This window comes from Aliiglaciecola lipolytica (genome assembly GCF_018860635.1).
GTDB lineage: Bacteria > Pseudomonadota > Gammaproteobacteria > Enterobacterales > Alteromonadaceae > Aliiglaciecola > Aliiglaciecola lipolytica_A.
This window is the reverse complement of the sequence record NZ_JAHKPT010000025.1, coordinates 212509-229719: the sequence shown is the minus strand read 5'-3', so window position 1 is coordinate 229719 and position 17211 is coordinate 212509. Positions and strand designations below refer to the sequence as shown.

At 41.0% G+C, this 17211-nt stretch carries 18 protein-coding genes and 1 riboswitch; of the genes, 13 read left to right on the top strand and 5 right to left on the bottom strand.

Annotation, left to right across the window (positions count from 1 at the left end):
- Window positions 1-29 precede the first annotated feature (29 nt).
- Both KO530_RS13500 and KO530_RS13495 read left to right on the top strand, forming a co-directional pair.
- Window positions 30-1169, top strand: a complete 1140-nt coding sequence (locus tag KO530_RS13500) for a GGDEF domain-containing protein (protein ID WP_216048966.1) — start codon at window positions 30-32, stop codon at window positions 1167-1169.
- Window positions 1166-1684, top strand: coding sequence for a GNAT family N-acetyltransferase (locus tag KO530_RS13495; RefSeq protein ID WP_216048965.1), 519 nt, complete (start codon window positions 1166-1168; stop codon window positions 1682-1684). The genes KO530_RS13500 and KO530_RS13495 overlap by 4 nt, the downstream gene beginning before the upstream one ends.
- A 23-nt stretch (window positions 1685-1707) precedes the next feature.
- Here KO530_RS13495 and KO530_RS13490 read toward each other — a convergent pair whose 3' ends face one another.
- Both KO530_RS13490 and KO530_RS13485 read right to left on the bottom strand, forming a co-directional pair.
- Window positions 1708-2307, bottom strand: a complete 600-nt coding sequence (locus KO530_RS13490; RefSeq protein WP_216048964.1) for a peptidylprolyl isomerase — start codon at window positions 2305-2307, stop codon at window positions 1708-1710.
- A gap of 12 nt (window positions 2308-2319) precedes the next feature.
- Window positions 2320-3459 (bottom strand): methyltransferase, encoded by a 1140-nt coding sequence (locus KO530_RS13485; RefSeq protein ID WP_216048963.1) that lies wholly within the window; start codon window positions 3457-3459, stop codon window positions 2320-2322.
- Between the two features lie 24 nt (window positions 3460-3483).
- Here KO530_RS13485 and KO530_RS13480 point away from each other — a divergent pair, with 24 nt between their 5' ends.
- Together KO530_RS13480 and KO530_RS13475 are read left to right on the top strand one after the other, a co-directional pair.
- Window positions 3484-4104, top strand: a complete 621-nt coding sequence (locus KO530_RS13480) for an alpha-ketoglutarate-dependent dioxygenase AlkB family protein (protein WP_216049205.1) — start codon at window positions 3484-3486, stop codon at window positions 4102-4104.
- Window positions 4105-4244: 140 nt separating this feature from the next.
- Window positions 4245-4568, top strand: a complete 324-nt coding sequence (locus tag KO530_RS13475; protein ID WP_216048962.1) for a BolA family protein — start codon at window positions 4245-4247, stop codon at window positions 4566-4568.
- A 67-nt stretch (window positions 4569-4635) separates the two neighbouring features.
- Here the strand turns inward: KO530_RS13475 and KO530_RS13470 are convergent, their stop codons facing one another.
- From KO530_RS13470 to KO530_RS13460, 3 genes are read right to left on the bottom strand one after another with little or no spacing between them, the layout of a single operon-like run.
- Entirely contained in the window at window positions 4636-5544 is a 909-nt protein-coding gene (locus tag KO530_RS13470; RefSeq protein WP_252729255.1) for a cobalamin-binding protein, read from the bottom strand.
- A 2-nt stretch (window positions 5545-5546) separates the two neighbouring features.
- Window positions 5547-6575: a FecCD family ABC transporter permease gene (locus KO530_RS13465; protein ID WP_216048961.1), complete on the bottom strand. Its 1029-nt coding sequence runs from the start codon at window positions 6573-6575 to the stop codon at window positions 5547-5549.
- Window positions 6568-7407 (bottom strand): ABC transporter ATP-binding protein, encoded by an 840-nt coding sequence (locus KO530_RS13460; protein WP_252729254.1) that lies wholly within the window; start codon window positions 7405-7407, stop codon window positions 6568-6570. Before KO530_RS13460 ends, KO530_RS13465 begins: the two co-directional genes overlap by 8 nt.
- A gap of 127 nt (window positions 7408-7534) precedes the next feature.
- Window positions 7535-7687, bottom strand: a riboswitch (cobalamin riboswitch).
- Between the two features lie 113 nt (window positions 7688-7800).
- Between KO530_RS13460 and KO530_RS13455 the strand changes: the two genes are divergently transcribed.
- From KO530_RS13455 to nqrE, 9 genes are all read left to right on the top strand, one after another.
- Window positions 7801-8340: a TRAP transporter small permease subunit gene (locus KO530_RS13455; protein ID WP_252729253.1), complete on the top strand. Its 540-nt coding sequence runs from the start codon at window positions 7801-7803 to the stop codon at window positions 8338-8340.
- Window positions 8340-9698: a TRAP transporter large permease gene (locus KO530_RS13450; RefSeq protein ID WP_216048960.1), complete on the top strand. Its 1359-nt coding sequence runs from the start codon at window positions 8340-8342 to the stop codon at window positions 9696-9698. Before KO530_RS13455 ends, KO530_RS13450 begins: the two co-directional genes overlap by 1 nt.
- A gap of 19 nt (window positions 9699-9717) precedes the next feature.
- The gene (locus tag KO530_RS13445; RefSeq protein ID WP_216048959.1) at window positions 9718-10815 is read left to right on the top strand and encodes a TRAP transporter substrate-binding protein; all 1098 of its coding nucleotides are present in this window, start codon (window positions 9718-9720) and stop codon (window positions 10813-10815) included.
- A 160-nt stretch (window positions 10816-10975) separates the two neighbouring features.
- The gene (gene fabV, locus KO530_RS13440; RefSeq protein WP_216048958.1) at window positions 10976-12154 is read left to right on the top strand and encodes an enoyl-ACP reductase FabV; all 1179 of its coding nucleotides are present in this window, start codon (window positions 10976-10978) and stop codon (window positions 12152-12154) included.
- 481 nt (window positions 12155-12635) lie between these two features.
- Window positions 12636-13976, top strand: coding sequence for a Na(+)-translocating NADH-quinone reductase subunit A (locus KO530_RS13435; protein WP_216048957.1), 1341 nt, complete (start codon window positions 12636-12638; stop codon window positions 13974-13976).
- Between the two features lie 3 nt (window positions 13977-13979).
- The gene (locus tag KO530_RS13430) at window positions 13980-15188 is read left to right on the top strand and encodes an NADH:ubiquinone reductase (Na(+)-transporting) subunit B (RefSeq protein ID WP_216048956.1); all 1209 of its coding nucleotides are present in this window, start codon (window positions 13980-13982) and stop codon (window positions 15186-15188) included.
- On the top strand, window positions 15178-15936 hold the full coding sequence (locus KO530_RS13425; RefSeq protein WP_216048955.1) for a Na(+)-translocating NADH-quinone reductase subunit C: 759 nt from the start codon (window positions 15178-15180) through the stop codon (window positions 15934-15936). Before KO530_RS13430 ends, KO530_RS13425 begins: the two co-directional genes overlap by 11 nt.
- A gap of 11 nt (window positions 15937-15947) precedes the next feature.
- A complete protein-coding gene (locus KO530_RS13420; protein ID WP_216048954.1) occupies window positions 15948-16580 on the top strand; it encodes an NADH:ubiquinone reductase (Na(+)-transporting) subunit D in 633 nt (210 codons plus the stop codon).
- Between the two features lie 3 nt (window positions 16581-16583).
- On the top strand, window positions 16584-17192 hold the full coding sequence (gene nqrE, locus KO530_RS13415; protein ID WP_216048953.1) for an NADH:ubiquinone reductase (Na(+)-transporting) subunit E: 609 nt from the start codon (window positions 16584-16586) through the stop codon (window positions 17190-17192).
- Window positions 17193-17211: the final 19 nt, after the last annotated feature.

The window sequence follows — 17211 nt, the reverse complement described above, 5'->3', positions numbered from 1 at the left end:
ACATAGGTTTCGATTTTACGAGTGGATTGATGTCACGACTTTTTCCCAAACCAAAACCTGCTTTTCTGGCAGATTATTTGGTTCACAGTAATTCCAATAACATTCAGTATGCCATTTACTTTTCTTGTTTGGCATCTGTGGTTTTCGGTATTCAATTATTAAATCACCTTCGCCTTGGTGGTGATATGCTCTTTGCCGCCAACATGCCATATACCCTGTTATATATGGTTTCTTTTGTTTTCGCAGCGTGTAATGTTTTGATGTTACGCAAGTTAAAAGCACTCCCTAGGTTGTCATCATTTGTCAACGCCATTGAAATTCTGTTTACTGTGTTTTTTGCCAGTGTAGGTGTTTTCTGGTCGCTACTGAGTGTCAATGATGGACATGGCATAGCGCCTTTTATTTTTATCATGATGCTACTGTGCTTTTCGCTGCAAGGGCACCTAAGTTATTTGTTGAGCATTCTCGGTTTTGCCTTTCTAGGGCTTATTATCGGATTGCTTGTAAATAGTCTAAGCCGTGATATTTGGTTCGATATAAGTCTCGGTTTTAGCAGTACGCTAGTGTGTTTTGCAGTGGCTCATTTAATTGAAAAAAGTAGATTGAAAAGCTTTGAAGAGATTTCTAAATTAAGCAGTACAAACCGGCAATTACGCACCCTTACTCAACAGGATCATCTGACTAAACTGCTTAATCGCAGAGCTATTGATAGTGCGCTAAAAAGGGAAATGGCCAGAAGTGAACGTTTTGATCATCCGTTGTCTCTGTTAATGATTGACGTGGATAACTTCAAACAAATTAATGATGGGTTTGGTCATGTTTTTGGTGACCAGATACTTATAGATATCTCAAGAAGCATCAAAAAACACGTCCGTGATGTTGATTATGTAGGAAGAATGGGCGGCGACGAATTTTTGGTTATCTTGATAGAGACTAATCCAAACAATGCGTTGCAAATTGCAGATAGAATGCGAAACGAAGTGCGGTCGATAAATAGCCAAATATTAGAATGTAATATTTCAATCAGTGTTGGTCTCACAGCTATGCAGGGGGAGAGTGTTGTCGCCTTGCTAGAAAAAGCCGACAAAGCACTATATTTAGCTAAAAAAGCCGGCAAAAATAAAGTCCGTAGTGTTTTCTCGCAAACCAATGAAATGACCAATTTATGAATTGTAAAGGTACCCTAGTTGCGCAGACAGAACGTTTAAATATACGCAAAGTCACTTTAGCAGAAGCTTTCTTCATATTAGAATTAGTGAATGATCCAGATTGGATTCGGCACATCGGTGACCGCAACATTCACAATCAAGCTGATGCCCGTGAATTCATTGAGAATGGCCCTTTTGTGTCTTATCAGCAAAATGGCTACGGTTTGTACGTATTCTGTGATAATCGAAAAAACCGGCCTATGGGAATTTGCGGTATGTTAAAAAGACCCTTCCTAGACCACCCTGACATTGGCTATGCAATTTTGCCCGCGTTTAGGCGCAGAGGCTTGACACTAGAAGCTTGTAACGGTGTATTACAAGCCGATTGTAAACGTTTAGGCTTAAAAACCGTGCACGCTATGATTTCAGCAGAAAATACACAGTCAATCAATCTAATTGAACGCTTGGGTTTTAAGTACACCAAGATCGTTCAACACCAAGCAGAAGACACTATGCTGTTTACCTATTCAAAATAGCGCTTAACTCTAAATTTGAATAACTACAGTGGTGGTAAAATTGTCACTTTGTTTAATATTACCGGTTCTATTGGTACATCGGCCCAACCTATAATGGCGTCATATTGGGTTTCTACCTGAGAAATAGCATCTAAAATATCTGTGCCTTCAGTGACATAACCAAATACGGCATACCCCCACTTCCTACCAGGATCTAAGCTCTCATTGTCACTGAGATTAAAATAAAATTGACGATTTGCCGAGTGAGGATCATTCGAACGCGCCATAGCTATGGTATAGGTTTGATTTTTTAGACCGTTTCCAGCTTCGTTGTAAATATCCGGAAACTTGGACAAATCTTTGAAGTCTTTATCATAACCTCCACCTTGCACAACAAAGTCGGCGATGACCCTGTGAAAGATAGTCCCTTCAAAGCTGCGCTTATCCACGTAGCGTAAAAAATTGTTCACTGTGATGGGGGCTCTAGATCTATCAAGCTCAACGACAAAGTCGCCCATGGTCGTATGCATCATCACTCTTGGGTAATAATTATCAGGTTGAATTTGTGAACCATCGTCTTTGGGTTTTGCGTGGGATAAAAACGTGACTAAGATGAATGTCAGCGTTAACAAACAGTTTTTCATGATAATTACTCTCTACTTCAACGAAGATAAAATACTAAATTTTTTGTCACTTGAAATAACATTATAGCCACCAAATAAGCGCTTTAATTTTTGCGGATATTCTAAATGCCTATTGCCGATTATCCGTAACTCACCACCCTTTTTGAGTTTTAAGTGCGCATCTTCAAACATTTGGGTCGCAATGTGATCAGTGATGGTATTCAGTTGATGAAACGGTGGATTACAAATTACCATATCAATTTGTGTTTGATTTTCCAATTGTTCAAGGCAGTTGCTAACGATAAAACGTGCTCGGTGCATCTGTGTCGGCAAGTTATTTTGCACATTGAGTTTAGCTGATGCGACAGCCATGTATGATTCATCTATAAAAATGACTTCTGCATTGTCATATCGTTTTAATATGCATAAGCCTAAAACGCCGTTTCCACAACCCAAATCAACTACGGTTTTAGCTGTACAATCCGGTAAATTATCAATTAATAAACGAGCGCCAATATCAATTTGTTGACGAGCAAACACATTTGCATGATTGTTAATGGTAAAAGGTTCTTGGTCCATTTTCCAAACAGTAGGATAGGGCGACGGCTTTTGCTGTAATCCAAGATTAGGTTCACAAAAGACTAAGCGAGCCTTTTTCTTCGCTAAGGATGTATGAGTTTTTCCGAGGTACTTTTCAAACAGTGATAAGGTCGATTTTTGTATCATCTTAGCTTTAGCTGCAGCCACTATTTTAGTTTTTGCTGAAACCACGCTTTGTAACTGAATTAACTGATGTTCTAGCAGCGCTAGCGTTTTGGGTATTTTGATGATTACCCAGTCTGGCTGTTGCGGCATTTGCGCTAAACTATCAATATAGGTGATCTGGGTATTGTCTAAGTTATTTAGACTAATATTTTGTTTACATGCCATCTGGGAAACTAGAGAATCACTCACATGGTGAATGTTGGCGTCGTGCAACCAGCAGCTTAGCGCGCCAAAATCATCATTCAGGATAACAATATTGGTTTGATCGATATTGTCTTGGTTTTGTTGAATATGATCGAGGATCAATTCGTCTGCGGCATCCCATGCTTGCCAACTAGGGTGAGTAAATCGCTTTGGATAGCGGTATAATTGCAGGGACTTTCCTAAAAAGTTAAAGCTAGTGTTCATTTCAGCAGGATTCACGTGAGTTATATGCAACAGGATTTATTTTCATCCCACCAAGCAGGCCTTACTCAAATGCCGATGAAAGATGCAGATGTGCATTATCAGGCAGATTTTTTGGAGCAGGACACTGCCACTGAATTGTATCAGAAATTACAGACTAAATTAGCTTGGCAACAAGATTCAATTCAAATCTATGGACGAACGGTGGCGATTCCGCGTTTACAGGCATGGTACGGAGATCAAGAGGCTACTTATCAGTATTCAGGTTTGAGCATGCAACCTAATCCTTGGATCAGCGAGTTGCAACAGCTTAAAAAGACTTTAGAGCAAGTTTGTGAAACCCATTTCAATTCTGTTTTGGCAAATTGGTATCGCAACGGGCAAGACAGCATGGGTTGGCATGCCGATAACGAAATAGAACTAGGTAGACAACCGATTATTGCCTCATTAACTTTAGGTCAAACCCGTGATTTCGATTTTAAACATATGCAAAGCGGTCAGAAAGTGAGATTTCCACTGCACAATGGCAGTTTGTTAATAATGGCTGGAAATACCCAACAATTTTGGCAACATAGCCTTCCTAAACGCAGTCAATTAATGGCAGGACGCATAAATCTGACATTTCGCAAGATATTTCAACAAATTTAGTCGTTATAAGAATAGCCGAGTCATCGACCGGAAATTATATCTATCAGACTCAATCACTTAGTCGAAAACATGAAAAAATAGTTTTTTAATTTTTCCCGAACAGGCTAAATTTATAGTTAGACACACAGAGGGACCACATCATGAATATCCAAAATAATATTGAAAAGAAGTTGCTGTCGCATTTCAATCCAGCACATTTGGAGGTTATCAACGAAAGCTTTATGCACAATGTACCTAATGGCGCTGAAACCCACTTTAAAGTGGTTTTGGTCACGCCTGAATTTGCTGGTAAGCGTTTAATTAATCGCCACAGAGCGGTAAACGCAGTCCTCAAAGAAGAGCTTGCGGAGCAAATACACGCTTTGGCGTTACATACTTACACTGGTGAAGAGTGGCAGAGTTTGTACGGTAACTCCCCCGATTCACCTAATTGTTTAGGCGGCTCGAAACAAGCGGCATCTTAATCTGAGATAACTTAAGGAGTGTCTCTTAATTATAGGAGCGCTCCATTTTCTAAAATTATGGATTACTTCAGCTTTGCTGCTGTTGATAGTATCTCCTAGCCAGTTGAATCTGCTCACAGATAACCTGAACTTCATCCAATACTCGTGTCGTCATTCGATATAGCCTGTCTGCATCAGGGCGAAATACAAAATCGTTTTTTACCGCCGGCAAAAAATCAAATTTCTGCCAATCATAAAGTCTACTTGCTAATTGTTTATTTGCTTTAGGTTGAATAATAACCTGCGGCATTTTACTAATTACTTGCTCTAGCGACACGGAAGGGTAGTCATTCGATAAATCAGCAAAGATGTTTTGTGCGCCGCAAATATTTAAGTGTTGCTGTGGCCATGCATTTCCCGCAATGGTTTGTAGTGGCGCTGACCATATTTCGAAAAAGACTGAAATTGGAATTTGATTGGCATATTGCTCGCGCAATTTTTTCAAGCCCATTACAAAGGTGTCGGCTCGCAACCGGGCTAACGTTTGTCTACCCGTCACTTCGCCAAACATGAGGAGTTCTTTAGCGACATCTTCTAATTGTTTGGGGTCAGAATAAATAACGGGAATGCCAAACTGTTCTAGTCTGGCTAAATCTTCCAGTGGGTTTCCACTTCTCCAAGCAATCACGATATCGGCTTTCAACTTCAATATTTTTTCGATTTGCAAACGACTATGATCTCCCACTCTGGGCAGTGTTTTAGCTTGCTCTGGATAGTCGGCATATGAACCAGTAGCTATTATTTGCTTGCCAGCACCTATGTCAAATAGCAGCTCTACAATATGTGGTGCCAAGGCTATTATTTTTAAATTTTGTTTATCCGTTTGTAATGACTGCTCAGTACCTTGCGACGCTAAACAAATCGAAGTAGAGAGTAGGGCGCAGGCTAAGGCAAAGAGCCCATAAATAAACCTGACTTTGATGATTTGAAAAGGCAACTTTAACGTCCTCGGTTTTTTTGTAGGGCAAATAAGAAAAATAGGCTGCCAATTGCGGAGGTGATAATCCCAATGGGGATTTCTTGGTTGTCGACTATCACTCTGGCGACAACATCGACCCAAATTAAAAAACTACCGCCAACTAGTACACAGCCAATTATTAAATTTCGGCTAGTTACCCCAAACCAACCTCGGACAATATGCGGGATCATTAATCCAACAAAACCAATTCCGCCGCAATAGGCCACTATGCATGAGGTGAGTGCTGCGCAAATGACTAAAACCATTAGACGCAATGAGTCTACTTTAATTCCTAATGTTTGTGCATTTTCATCACCTAACAACATTGCGTCTATGTGACGACCGAAAAGCCACAATAAAACAACACTAATAGTGACGATGGGGAGCATAATCCACACGAACCACATTTGTGCATTGGCTAAACTTCCGAGTAACCAAAAAATGACTTTATTGGCAGCAAAGGGCTCAGCCATGAATAATAAAAAATGACTTAAAGCGCTTAGCATAAACGAAACGGCCACACCGGCTAAGAGTAGATGTTCGGTGCGATTTCCAAATAATTTACGGGATAGTATCTGAACAATAGTGACAGCTAGAAAAGCCCCTAAAAAGGCAGCTAAAGGCAATGCATAAGTAAAGGGGATTTGCGCTAGAAAAGCAAAAGTTGAAGAGTATGAAGCTAAGCTACCATTGAATAGTAGGGTCGCAATACTTGCTCCTAACCCCGCTCCTGAAACCACTCCGAATAAATAGGGATCCGCCAATGGATTGCGATAGACATTTTGTAATGTTGCCCCGGCGACAGCTAAACCTGCTCCAACTAAAAAACCAACAAGCACGCGAGGTAGTCGAACTTGCCAAAATATAACGTCATCAACCTTAGCTGGGCAATTATTTAGCACAGATTGAAATACGGTGAGCACATCAAGGTTTGCTGCGCCAAAAAACAATCCACAGAAAATACTCAGTAAGCTGAGGCTGGTAAGAATCCCCCATTTACTCTTAGACATCGACTGAGCCTCTATTCTTCTCATAATCGTCAAAATCAATATCAGGAGGATAAAACTCGATTCTTATTTTATTCGCACTTGGCTTTTCAATAATTTGACAGGGGGTTTTGAAAACCTGCTGCAATCGCTGTTGGGTCAACACATCTTTAGGATAGCCAAAGGCTAATAACTGACCTTGAGCTAAAAGCGCGATTTTGTCACAGTAATCGGCCGCGTGATTTAAGTCGTGCAGGCTCATGACTATAGTGACTTTGTTTTGTTTCGCTATTTTGCGCAATAAGGATAATATTTGATGTTCATAATACACATCTAAGTGGTTTATCGGCTCATCTAACACAAACAGTCCCGCACCTTGAACTAACGCTCTGGCAATTTGCCCTCGCTGTTGTTCTCCCCCCGACAACGAACTAAATAGTTGATGACTTTTCTCCCTTAAACCAACCTGTGCGATTGCTTCAGTAACCCTTGCTTTTTGTTCTGAGGATACCTTGGAAAATATAGATTGATGAGGAAGTAAGCCCATACTAACTATTTGTTCAAGGTTTAGATTGAAAACACTCGCATTGAATTGATTCACTACTGCTATTTGTTTAGCTCGGGTAATTGCGGAAAGGTTTTCGAGCGCTTTTGAGTGCCAAAATACCTGTTGCTCAGAAGGATATTGACCAGAAATTAATTTTAGTAATGTGGTTTTACCCGCACCGTTTGGCCCTACCACAGCAATTAGCGCTCCCTCTTCTACCTGAAACCCAATATCAGATAATATTTGCGTATCAGCAATATAGTAATTGAGCTTATTCAGTTTGAGCATTGGTGTGACAGTCTTTCCCATTTTGTTTTATCGAAGGGATGTTAAGCGATGTAACAACCTATTCGATGTTTAAAATTATTGGTATTTAGGGAAATCGCAACGAAATGATTATGCAAGTCGATCGTGTATTCCCGCACGCTAGAAAAAAGGTATAAGTAAAGATGCGGCTGGTATCTGACTCTCAATCGGCAAGAATGCCAATTAATTACAGTTGCGGGTACAGTTTTGGATTTACACCAAATTCCCATTTTGTTTTCACTGAAGCGCAGGAAATAAAACTACCCTGTGCGTAACTTGGAGTGAAAAACCGAATCTATTATATAGCCAAAATATAGCAATCTTTGTCCTTGTGCCCTAGCGTTATTTGCTAAAAAAACGTTTAATATCGTACAAATAGAATAATAAGACAGGTATATGGGAATGTTTAACGCCGCTTCGCTATCGCGGACCATTGACGTTATTAACGATAATATATGCAAATTAGTTAGCTGGTTTACTTTGTTTATGGCGTTAATCACATTGCTTATCGTGATATTAAGGTATGGCTTCGATATTGGCTGGATTGCGATGCAAGAATCTGTAATGTATTTGCACGCTTGTGTGTTTTTATTAGGTAGTGCCCATACGTTGCGGGTTAATGAGCACGTCAGAGTCGACATATTTTACAGTCGATTCGATACCGTTAAAAAAGCTAAAATAGATACTTTTGGTACATTATTTTTTATGCTGCCGGTTAACTTATTTATTTTTATTATTTGTTGGGATTACGTGGCATCTTCTTGGAATATTATGGAAGACTCACAAGCAGCTGGTGGCTTACCAGCGGTGTTTCTACTCAAAACCTTCATACTTTTATTTGCCGCGCTCATGGTTTTGCAGGGAATTTCAGAATTAATTCGCAATATCAGCGTTTGTTTAAATCACCCTAAAAACGTGATTATTGAGGATAAATAATGGAATACCTCTCTCTGATCATGTTCTTAGTTGTTTGCTTCACGTTGTTACTGGGCTATCCAGTGGCATATACGTTAGCTGGAACCGCTTTAATTTTTGCGGGTGTGGGTGCATTATTTGGTGTTTTTGATACCGCTTATTTGCAAGCGGTACCTAGCCGTCTTTATGGCATAGTGACAAATCAAACTTTAATCGCCGTGCCCTTGTTTGTTTTTATGGGGATCATGTTAGAAAAATCCAAAGTCGCTGAAAATTTATTAATTGCCATGGGCCAAGTATTTGGACGGTTGAACTCCGGTTTGGCAATTTCAGTGGTGTTGGTTGGTATGTTACTAGCCGCGAGCACCGGTATTGTAGGCGCAACAGTGGTCACTATGGGCCTGTTGTCACTACCGACAATGTTGAAACAAGGATATTCACCTTCATTTGCCACCGGAGCAATTTGTGCCACAGGCACATTAGGGCAGATTATACCGCCTTCCATCGCGCTGGTTTTGTTAGGTGATGTGTTATCTAGTGCGTTTCAACAGGCACAGCTTAACATGGGGATATTTTCACCTGAGTCTGTATCGGTAGGGGATTTGTTTGTTGGAGCCTTAGTACCCGGCATGATTTTAGTGGCGATGTACCTGCTATACGTGGTGGTGTTTGCCAATAGACATATCGATAAAACGGTCCGAAACGAACAACGAGAAACACAAGCTGAGGTCAGTCTTGCAGGCGCTTTATTCCCACCTTTGATCTTAATATTTGTGGTGCTAGGGTCTATTTTAGGTGGCTTCGCAACACCCACTGAAGCTGCTGGGGTCGGAGCTGCTGGAGCTCTGGTACTGGGTTTGGCCAAGAAACAGTTTAGTTTAGAAAAATTGAAAGAAGTGATGTTGGGTACTACTCGTGTCACTGCGATGGTCTTTTTGATTCTTATTGGTGCTTCGATATTTTCATTGGTTTTCCGCGGCTTTGGTGGTGAAGAGTTGATTGAACACTTCTTTGAACAGCTTCCCGGTGGTGCTTTTAGTGCGGTTTTACTGGTCATGGTTGTTATCTTTTTACTCGGATTTATTCTTGATTTTATTGAAATTACTTTTGTTGTAGTGCCAATAGTCGCGCCGGTTCTACTGGCTATGGGGGTAGATCCAATCTGGCTCGGTATTATGATTGCCGTCAATTTGCAAACTTCGTTTCTGACACCACCTTTCGGATTTGCTCTGTTTTACTTGCGAGGTGTAGCGCCAGCAAATGTTCAGACCACTCAAATATACAAAGGCGTGATACCCTTTATAATTATTCAATTACTATTATTGATAGGCTTGGCTATTTGGCCGGATCTGGTAACGTGGCTGCCTTCGATTTTGTGACCCCTATGGATTCAATTAAATGAAAACCTTTAAGTTTGTATCTTTATTTTTTTCGATTGCTCTTCTTGCTTCCTGTGGTGGCAAGTCATCGTCCGATTCTAATGCCACTGAATCGCAACAAACCTATCAGTGGAAACTGGTTACTTCGTGGCCGAAGAACTTTCCAGGTTTAGGAAGAGCCCCAGAGACATTTGCTAAACAAGTAGAGCGCATGTCTAACGGCCGCTTAAAAATTAAAGTGTTTGGCGCAGGTCAAATGGTCCCTGGATTTGAAGTCTTTGATACTGTTTCTAGTGGTGCCGCTGAAATGGGTCATTCAGGATCATATTATTGGAAGGGGAAAGCCCCAGCGGCACAAATATTTACCGCTATTCCGTTTGGCATGAATGCCACTGAGTTTAATGCTTGGCTGCACTACGGTGGCGGCATAGAAATGTGGCGAGAATTATATGCCCCATTTAATTTAATCCCCTTTGCAGGTGGCAATACCGGCGTACAAACTGCGGGTTGGTTTAAAAAAGAAATTAATAGCGTTGAAGATTTGCAAGGCTTAAAAATGCGGATTCCAGGGCTGGGAGCTGAAGTTCTTAAAAAATTGGGTGGTATCCCTGTGGCGTTAACTGGAGGGGAATTATTCACTTCATTGCAATCTGGTGCCATTGACGCAACTGAATGGGTTGGGCCTTACAACGATTTATCTTTTGGTTTATACAAAGCCGCGAAATATTATTATCACTCTGGCTGGCATGAACCTGGCGCTAGTTTAGAGTTCATTGTTAATAAAAGTGCCTATGAAGCTTTGCCTGATGATTTACAGGCCATTATCGAGGTGGCTACAAGAGCTGTGAATCAAGACATGTGGGATGAGTATACCGCGGCTAATAATGATGCCGTTCAAGCGCTTGTTGAAACCCATGGTGTTGACATGCGCCCTCTTCCTAAAGATGTTATTGCTGCTTTACATGCTGCTAGTATTGAAGTCATGCAAGAACAATCCGCTGCGGATCCTACGTTTGCTAAAATTTACGCGTCTTATCAAAAGTTCCAAGAAGGCGTATCTAAGTATCACCAAATTTCTGAGATGGAATACTATATTAATCGACAACAAAAAAAATAAACTAGCTGTTCAGATTTGTTGTTGTTGCAATGGCTATTACAATAGGCCTTTATAGTGTAAAAGCTATTCTGAAACCTATTGAAAATTTTTTTTATAATGCGGTTTTAATAGATGACTGGCTGTTTAAAATGTTCGGTAAAATTTTTGAGGAAAATAGACTATGGTAATTAAGCCCAAGGTACGCGGCTTTATCTGCACTAACGCCCACCCAGTAGGTTGCGCTGCAAGTGTTGAAGAACAAATCGAGTATGTTAAAAGTCAGGGAGATTTAGGAGATGGTCCCAAAAACGTTTTAGTTTTGGGATGCTCAACAGGTTACGGCCTTGCGTCTCGAATCGTATCTACTTTTGGTTATGGGGCAAAAACCCTTGGTGTTTGTTTTGAAAAGCCACCTTCGGAAAGAAAAACGGCGACGGCCGGCTGGTACAATACTGCTGCATTTCATCAGCAAGCAAAAGACGCTGGTATTTATGCAAAAACCATAAACGGTGATGCATTTTCCAATGAAATCAAACAACAAGTGATTGAAACTCTTAAAGCCGACATAGGTAAGGTTGATTTGGTTATTTATAGTTTGGCTTCTCCTCGCAGAACCGACCCAGAAACTGGTGAAGTGTATAAGTCTACTCTTAAGCCTGTTGGACAAAACTATAAAACCAAAACCTATGACACCGACAAAGATCTGATCCACGAAATTGAATTAGAAGCGGCCAATGAGGAAGAGATTGCCAATACCATTAAAGTCATGGGTGGTGAAGATTGGGAGCTATGGTTGAACGCTCTAGCTGATGCTGATTTGTTGGCGGATAACTGCAAAACAACAGCCTATACCTATATAGGTAAAGAGTTAACTTGGCCAATATATGGTCAAGCGACTATCGGTAAAGCTAAAGAAGATCTTGATCGTGCCGCGAGTGAAATTATTAAGCAGCATAGCGACAAAAATGTTTCGGCTTATGTCTCTTCTTTGAAAGCATTGGTTACTCAAGCAAGTTCAGCGATTCCAGTAATGCCTTTGTATATATCGTTAATTTACAAAGTCATGAAACAAGAAGGAACCCATGAAGGTTGTATTGAACAAATCACTGGTTTATTCCAACAAAAACTGCTGGTAGATTCTCCTGAAACTGACGAAGCCAATCGACTTCGTATGGATGGCAAAGAAACCAACGAAGCTACTCAGGCTGTTATCAAAGGTTTGTGGGATAAAGTCACACAAGATAACTTCCATGAACTAAGTGATTACGCAGGTTATCACCACGAGTTCTTGAAATTGTTTGGTTTTGATATTGACGGTGTCGATTACGAACAGGATATCAACCCATTAGTAGAATGGTAGATAGCCTTTAGAACTATTTCTAATGTTATTCAAAACCCTAATTGTCGCTCGCGCATTAGGGTTTTTTAACAATTTAGTTACTTGTTAAAAAGGTGAGTGCTGTGCATAATTTGCACTATATTTAGAAAATCCCTAAATATTATGCGGAAAATCCTTATTTAGCCGTAAATAGCGTAGCGTAAACAGCTGGAATAATGCTAAAATTCCAGAGTTTACTGACATGAGTTTCTTTAATTAGTTCATAAGTGACTCAATTGCTCAATCATTCTCTTGCGAGGTGTGGACCAATACGGATTTTATTTCTGTGTTCACCTGGTTAAGGATTCACACTCAACAAAAGACAAAAATAGTTGATAAGTAAGATCACCTTTGAGTTTTCAAGCGAAACTGCGGATGTCACCATTCTTCGCATTATTTAGCCAGAATTCAAAATTGATATTTCTTTCACTTTAATTTTATTTTTACAAGACTGCGGTTGCATATGATAAAAATCAAGCAAGGGTTAGACCTTCCTATTCAGGGGGCTCCTAACCAAACAATTCAAAACGGCCCGAACGTCACTCGCGTGGCTGTCTTGGGGGAAGAATATGTTGGCATGCGTCCTACCATGTTTGTTCAGGTAGACGATGTTGTAAAGAAAGGTCAGGCTCTTTTTGAAGACAAAAAGAATCCTGGTGTTCTCTTTACTGCGCCAGCAGCGGGCAAGGTAGTTGAAATTAATCGTGGAGCAAAACGTGTTTTGCAATCTGTGGTTATTGAATTAGCTGGTGACGAGCAAGAAACCTTCGACAAATATGACGCTGGACAATTGAGTTCAGTAGCACGTGAAAAAGTTGAAGAGAATTTGGTTAAGTCAGGCTTGTGGGTTGCATTCAAAACGCGTCCATACAGTAAAGTGCCTGCACTGGGAAGTGAGCCAAAATCAATTTTTGTTACCGCAATGGATACCAACCCATTGGCCGCCGATCCGCAAGTAGTAATTGCTCAACGCAAAACTGATTTTGAAAACGGTTTAGCGGTATTGAAGCAACTTACCTCTGGCTCAGTATTCGTCTGTAAGGCTCCTGGCGCTGATATTCCTACTGGTTCAACTCCGGTTGAAGTAGAAGAGTTTGCTGGTCCACATCCTGCAGGTTTAGCTGGTACTCATATCCATTTCTTGGATGCAGTGGGTGCAAGTAAAACCGTTTGGTCGATTAACTATCAAGATGTCATGGCATTTGGTGCCTTGTTTACTTCTGGTGAGTTGAATAACCAACGCGTGGTTGCTTTAGGTGGCCCTGCGGCGAAAAATCCTCGTTTGGTGAATACTATCCTTGGTGCTGACATTGAACAGTTAACTGCTGGTGAAACAGTGGGGGATGATGTTCGAGTGATTTCAGGTTCAGTGCTTATGGGAACGCATGCTCATGGCGTTCACGGTTTCTTAGGCCGTTATCACACGCAAATTTCATTATTAGCTGAAGGCCGTGAGAAAAAATTCTTAGGTTGGTTAGCGCCAGGCAGTGACATGCATTCTGTTACTCGTGCCTATCTAGCGCATTTATCACCTAAAAAACTATTTAATATGACAACGTCTACCAATGGCTCAGACCGTTCCATGGTACCTATTGGTAATTACGAGCGCATTATGCCGCTGGATATTTTACCAACTTTGTTGCTTCGTGACATCATTTCTGGTGATACCGACAGTGCGCAAACACTGGGCTGTTTGGAGCTTGACGAAGAAGATTTGGCGTTGTGTACGTATGTTTGTCCGGGTAAATACAACTACGGACCTATTCTACGTGACTGTCTCACCACCATTGAGAAAGAGGGTTAGGTCATGGGATTAAAAGCCTATTTAGAAAAAATAGAACCGAATTTCGAAGCCGGTGGTAAATATGAAAAGTTTTATGCGCTTTACGAAGCAGCAGCGACTATTTTTTACACGCCAGGTAAAGTAAACAAAGCATCTACTCACGTACGTGACAGCATAGATCTTAAACGCATCATGATCATGGTATGGATGGCTACTTTTCCAGCTATGTTTTACGGTATGTACAACGTTGGTGCTCAAGCTCATGAAGCATTGTTACTTGGTGCTGGCACCTTGCCTGATATTTGGCAAGCGAATTTGTTTAGCGCATTAGGTGGGCAAATTGGTGTTGAAGGTACAGGCTGGTTAGGCATGATGTCCTACGGTGCGTGTTTCTTTCTTCCTATCTATGCCACTGTATTTATTGTTGGTGGATTCTGGGAAGTGTTATTCGCTTCTGTGCGTAAACATGAAATAAACGAAGGGTTCTTTGTTACCTCAGTGTTGTTTGCATTGACCCTACCGGCAACGATTCCACTATGGCAAGTTGCTTTAGGTATTACTTTCGGTGTTGTTATTGCCAAAGAAGTCTTTGGTGGTACAGGTCGTAACTTCTTAAACCCAGCGTTGTCTGGTCGTGCCTTCTTATACTTTGCATATCCTGGGCAAATATCCGGCGACCAAATTTGGGTTGCAGCTGACGGTTATTCTGGCGCAACTTGGTTGAGCAAAGCTGCGTCTGGCGAGATGGACTATACCAACATGGACCTTTGGTGGAACTCGTTCTTCGGCAATATTCCAGGTTCGGTCGGTGAAGTATCGACGCTAGCCATCATGCTTGGTGGTCTATTTATTATTTATATGCGCATTGCCTCATGGCGAATCGTTCTGGGTGTTCTGTTAGGTGTTGCTTTCTTTGCATCTCTATTGAACTTTGTAGACAGTAGCACTAACCCAATGTTCGCGATGCCGTGGTACTGGCATATGGTAACTGGTGGATTAGCGTTTGGTATGTTCTTTATGGCAACAGACCCAGTTTCAGCTTCTTTCACTAATAAAGCTAAATGGGCATATGGTTTCTTAATCGGGTTTATGACAGTGATGATTCGTGTACTTAACCCTGCATTCCCTGAGGGTGTGATGCTAGCCATATTATTTGCAAATTTATGGGCGCCACTATTCGATTATTTCGTGGCTCAAAGTAACATTAAGCGGAGGGTTGCTCGTGTCGGATAAGAAAAAAGAAACCTTAGGCAGAACTATCGGTGTTGTAGTCGCTGTATGTCTAGTCTGCTCAGTTGTTGTTTCTGGCGCAGCCGTAGGCTTGCGAGAAATGCAACAAACAAACGCTGCCAATGATAAGCGTAGTAATATTCTTCAAGCTGCTGGCCTTGAAACAACAGCAGAATGTGACGTTCCTTGTACTTTTAATAAGTTTGTTACTGAACGTTATGTTGATTTAGCAACGGGTAAATATGTTGAAGTTGAAGAAGACTTCGATATGTATAAAGCGGCTAAAGAAGAAAAGTACAGTGTTAAAGTCGAAAACAGCAACGTCGGTTTCCAACGTCGCTCTAGCGTCGCCAGTGTTTATTTGATTGAAAATGAAGCCAATCAAGTCACTCGCATCGTTTTACCTGTTCATGGTTCTGGATTGTGGGATTTGATGTATGGTTTCCTTGCGATTGATGCTGATGGCAACACCGTTCGTGAATTGGTTTACTATCAACAAAAAGAAACACCAGGATTAGGCGGTGAAGTACAAAACCCTAGCTGGAAAGCGAAGTGGGACGGTAAAAAACTGTATAAAGATGGTGATGTGGCAATTCAGGTTAAGAAAAATGCAGGATCTGGCAACGACTACGCTGTTGATGCACTATCCGGGGCAACCTTAACCAGTAACGGTGTGCAGAACACATTGACATATTGGTTGGGTGAGAATGGTTTCGGACCATACCTCAAAAATCAGACTTGGAAATCATAGGGCGAAGCACAATGGCTGAAACTAAAGAAATGAAAAAGGTGCTGTTCGGACCCATTCTGGACAACAACCCCATCGCATTGCAAGTGTTAGGTGTATGTTCTGCACTTGCTATTACTACTAAATTAGAAACTGCATTGGTTATGGCTTTAGCCCTGACCTCAGTAACGGCATTTTCTAATTTGTTTATCTCTCTAATTCGTAAGCAGATACCTTCTAGCGTTCGGATTATTATTCAAATGACAATCATTGCATCTTTGGTAATCGTTGTTGACCAAATTCTAAAGGCGGTCGCGTACGATATTGCTAAAGAATTATCGGTATTTGTTGGTTTGATTATTACTAACTGTATCGTAATGGGGCGTGCAGAAGCCTACGCAATGAAGAGTCCACCTTTCATGAGCTTCCTTGACGGTATCGGAAATGGCTTAGGCTATTCTTTAGTACTTATTATTATCGGTACAATTAAAGAATTGTTTGGTTTTGGTACCATTCTCGGTTTCCCAATTTTACCGCTAGTACAAAATGGTGGCTGGTATCAAGGTAATGGTCTATTAATTCTACCTTTCAGTTCTTTCATTTTGATCGGTGGATTAATTTGGTTTATTCGTACCATTCGTCCTGAACAAGTCGAACCTAAGGAGTAAGACATGGAACATTATTTAAGCCTTTTTGTTAAGTCTGTCTTCATTGAAAACATGGCATTGTCATTGTTCTTAGGTATGTGTACTTTCTTAGCAGTATCTAAAAAAGTAAAAACTGCTATGGGACTTGGTGTTGCGGTTATCGTAGTGTTGGGTATTTCAGTACCTGTAAACCAAGTAATTTACGTAAACATTCTTGCTCCTGGTGCACTTGCTTGGGCTGGTTTCCCTGATGCAGATTTGAGTTTCTTAAACTTCTTAACCTTTATCGGTGTTATCGCAGCATTAGTTCAGATTCTAGAAATGAGTTTGGATAAGTTTTTCCCAGCGCTATATAACGCGTTAGGTATTTTCTTACCGCTAATTACCGTTAACTGCGCCATCTTTGGTGGTGTAGCTTTCGCCGTACAACGTGAATATAACTTCACTGAAAGTGTGGTTTACGGTATCGGTAGTGGTGCAGGTTGGGCAATCGCGATTACCCTACTAGCGGCAGTACGTGAAAAATTAAAATATGCTGATATGCCTGAAGGCATACGTGGATTAGGCTCTGTGTTTATGATTGCAGGTCTTATGGCATTGGGTTTCCAGTCGTTCACTGGCGTAGCCCTTTAAGCGAAGACACTAAGGAGTA

What these genes read in the sequence shown, in the direction of transcription:
- KO530_RS13455 (WP_252729253.1), top strand. Translation starts at nt 7,801, where the DNA reads ATGGGAATGTTTAACGCCGCTTCGCTATCGCGGACCATTGACGTTATT.
- KO530_RS13485 (WP_216048963.1), bottom strand. Translation starts at nt 3,459, where the DNA reads ATGAACACTAGCTTTAACTTTTTAGGAAAGTCCCTGCAATTATACCGC.
- KO530_RS13475 (WP_216048962.1), top strand. Translation starts at nt 4,245, where the DNA reads ATGAATATCCAAAATAATATTGAAAAGAAGTTGCTGTCGCATTTCAAT.
- KO530_RS13465 (WP_216048961.1), bottom strand. Translation starts at nt 6,575, where the DNA reads ATGTCTAAGAGTAAATGGGGGATTCTTACCAGCCTCAGCTTACTGAGT.
- KO530_RS13490 (WP_216048964.1), bottom strand. Translation starts at nt 2,307, where the DNA reads ATGAAAAACTGTTTGTTAACGCTGACATTCATCTTAGTCACGTTTTTA.
- KO530_RS13445 (WP_216048959.1), top strand. Translation starts at nt 9,718, where the DNA reads ATGAAAACCTTTAAGTTTGTATCTTTATTTTTTTCGATTGCTCTTCTT.
- KO530_RS13430 (WP_216048956.1), top strand. Translation starts at nt 13,980, where the DNA reads ATGGGATTAAAAGCCTATTTAGAAAAAATAGAACCGAATTTCGAAGCC.
- KO530_RS13500 (WP_216048966.1), top strand. Translation starts at nt 30, where the DNA reads ATGTCACGACTTTTTCCCAAACCAAAACCTGCTTTTCTGGCAGATTAT.
- KO530_RS13480 (WP_216049205.1), top strand. Translation starts at nt 3,484, where the DNA reads ATGCAACAGGATTTATTTTCATCCCACCAAGCAGGCCTTACTCAAATG.
- nqrE (WP_216048953.1), top strand. Translation starts at nt 16,584, where the DNA reads ATGGAACATTATTTAAGCCTTTTTGTTAAGTCTGTCTTCATTGAAAAC.
- fabV (WP_216048958.1), top strand. Translation starts at nt 10,976, where the DNA reads ATGGTAATTAAGCCCAAGGTACGCGGCTTTATCTGCACTAACGCCCAC.
- KO530_RS13450 (WP_216048960.1), top strand. Translation starts at nt 8,340, where the DNA reads ATGGAATACCTCTCTCTGATCATGTTCTTAGTTGTTTGCTTCACGTTG.
- KO530_RS13460 (WP_252729254.1), bottom strand. Translation starts at nt 7,407, where the DNA reads ATGGGAAAGACTGTCACACCAATGCTCAAACTGAATAAGCTCAATTAC.
- KO530_RS13435 (WP_216048957.1), top strand. Translation starts at nt 12,636, where the DNA reads ATGATAAAAATCAAGCAAGGGTTAGACCTTCCTATTCAGGGGGCTCCT.
- KO530_RS13495 (WP_216048965.1), top strand. Translation starts at nt 1,166, where the DNA reads ATGAATTGTAAAGGTACCCTAGTTGCGCAGACAGAACGTTTAAATATA.
- KO530_RS13420 (WP_216048954.1), top strand. Translation starts at nt 15,948, where the DNA reads ATGGCTGAAACTAAAGAAATGAAAAAGGTGCTGTTCGGACCCATTCTG.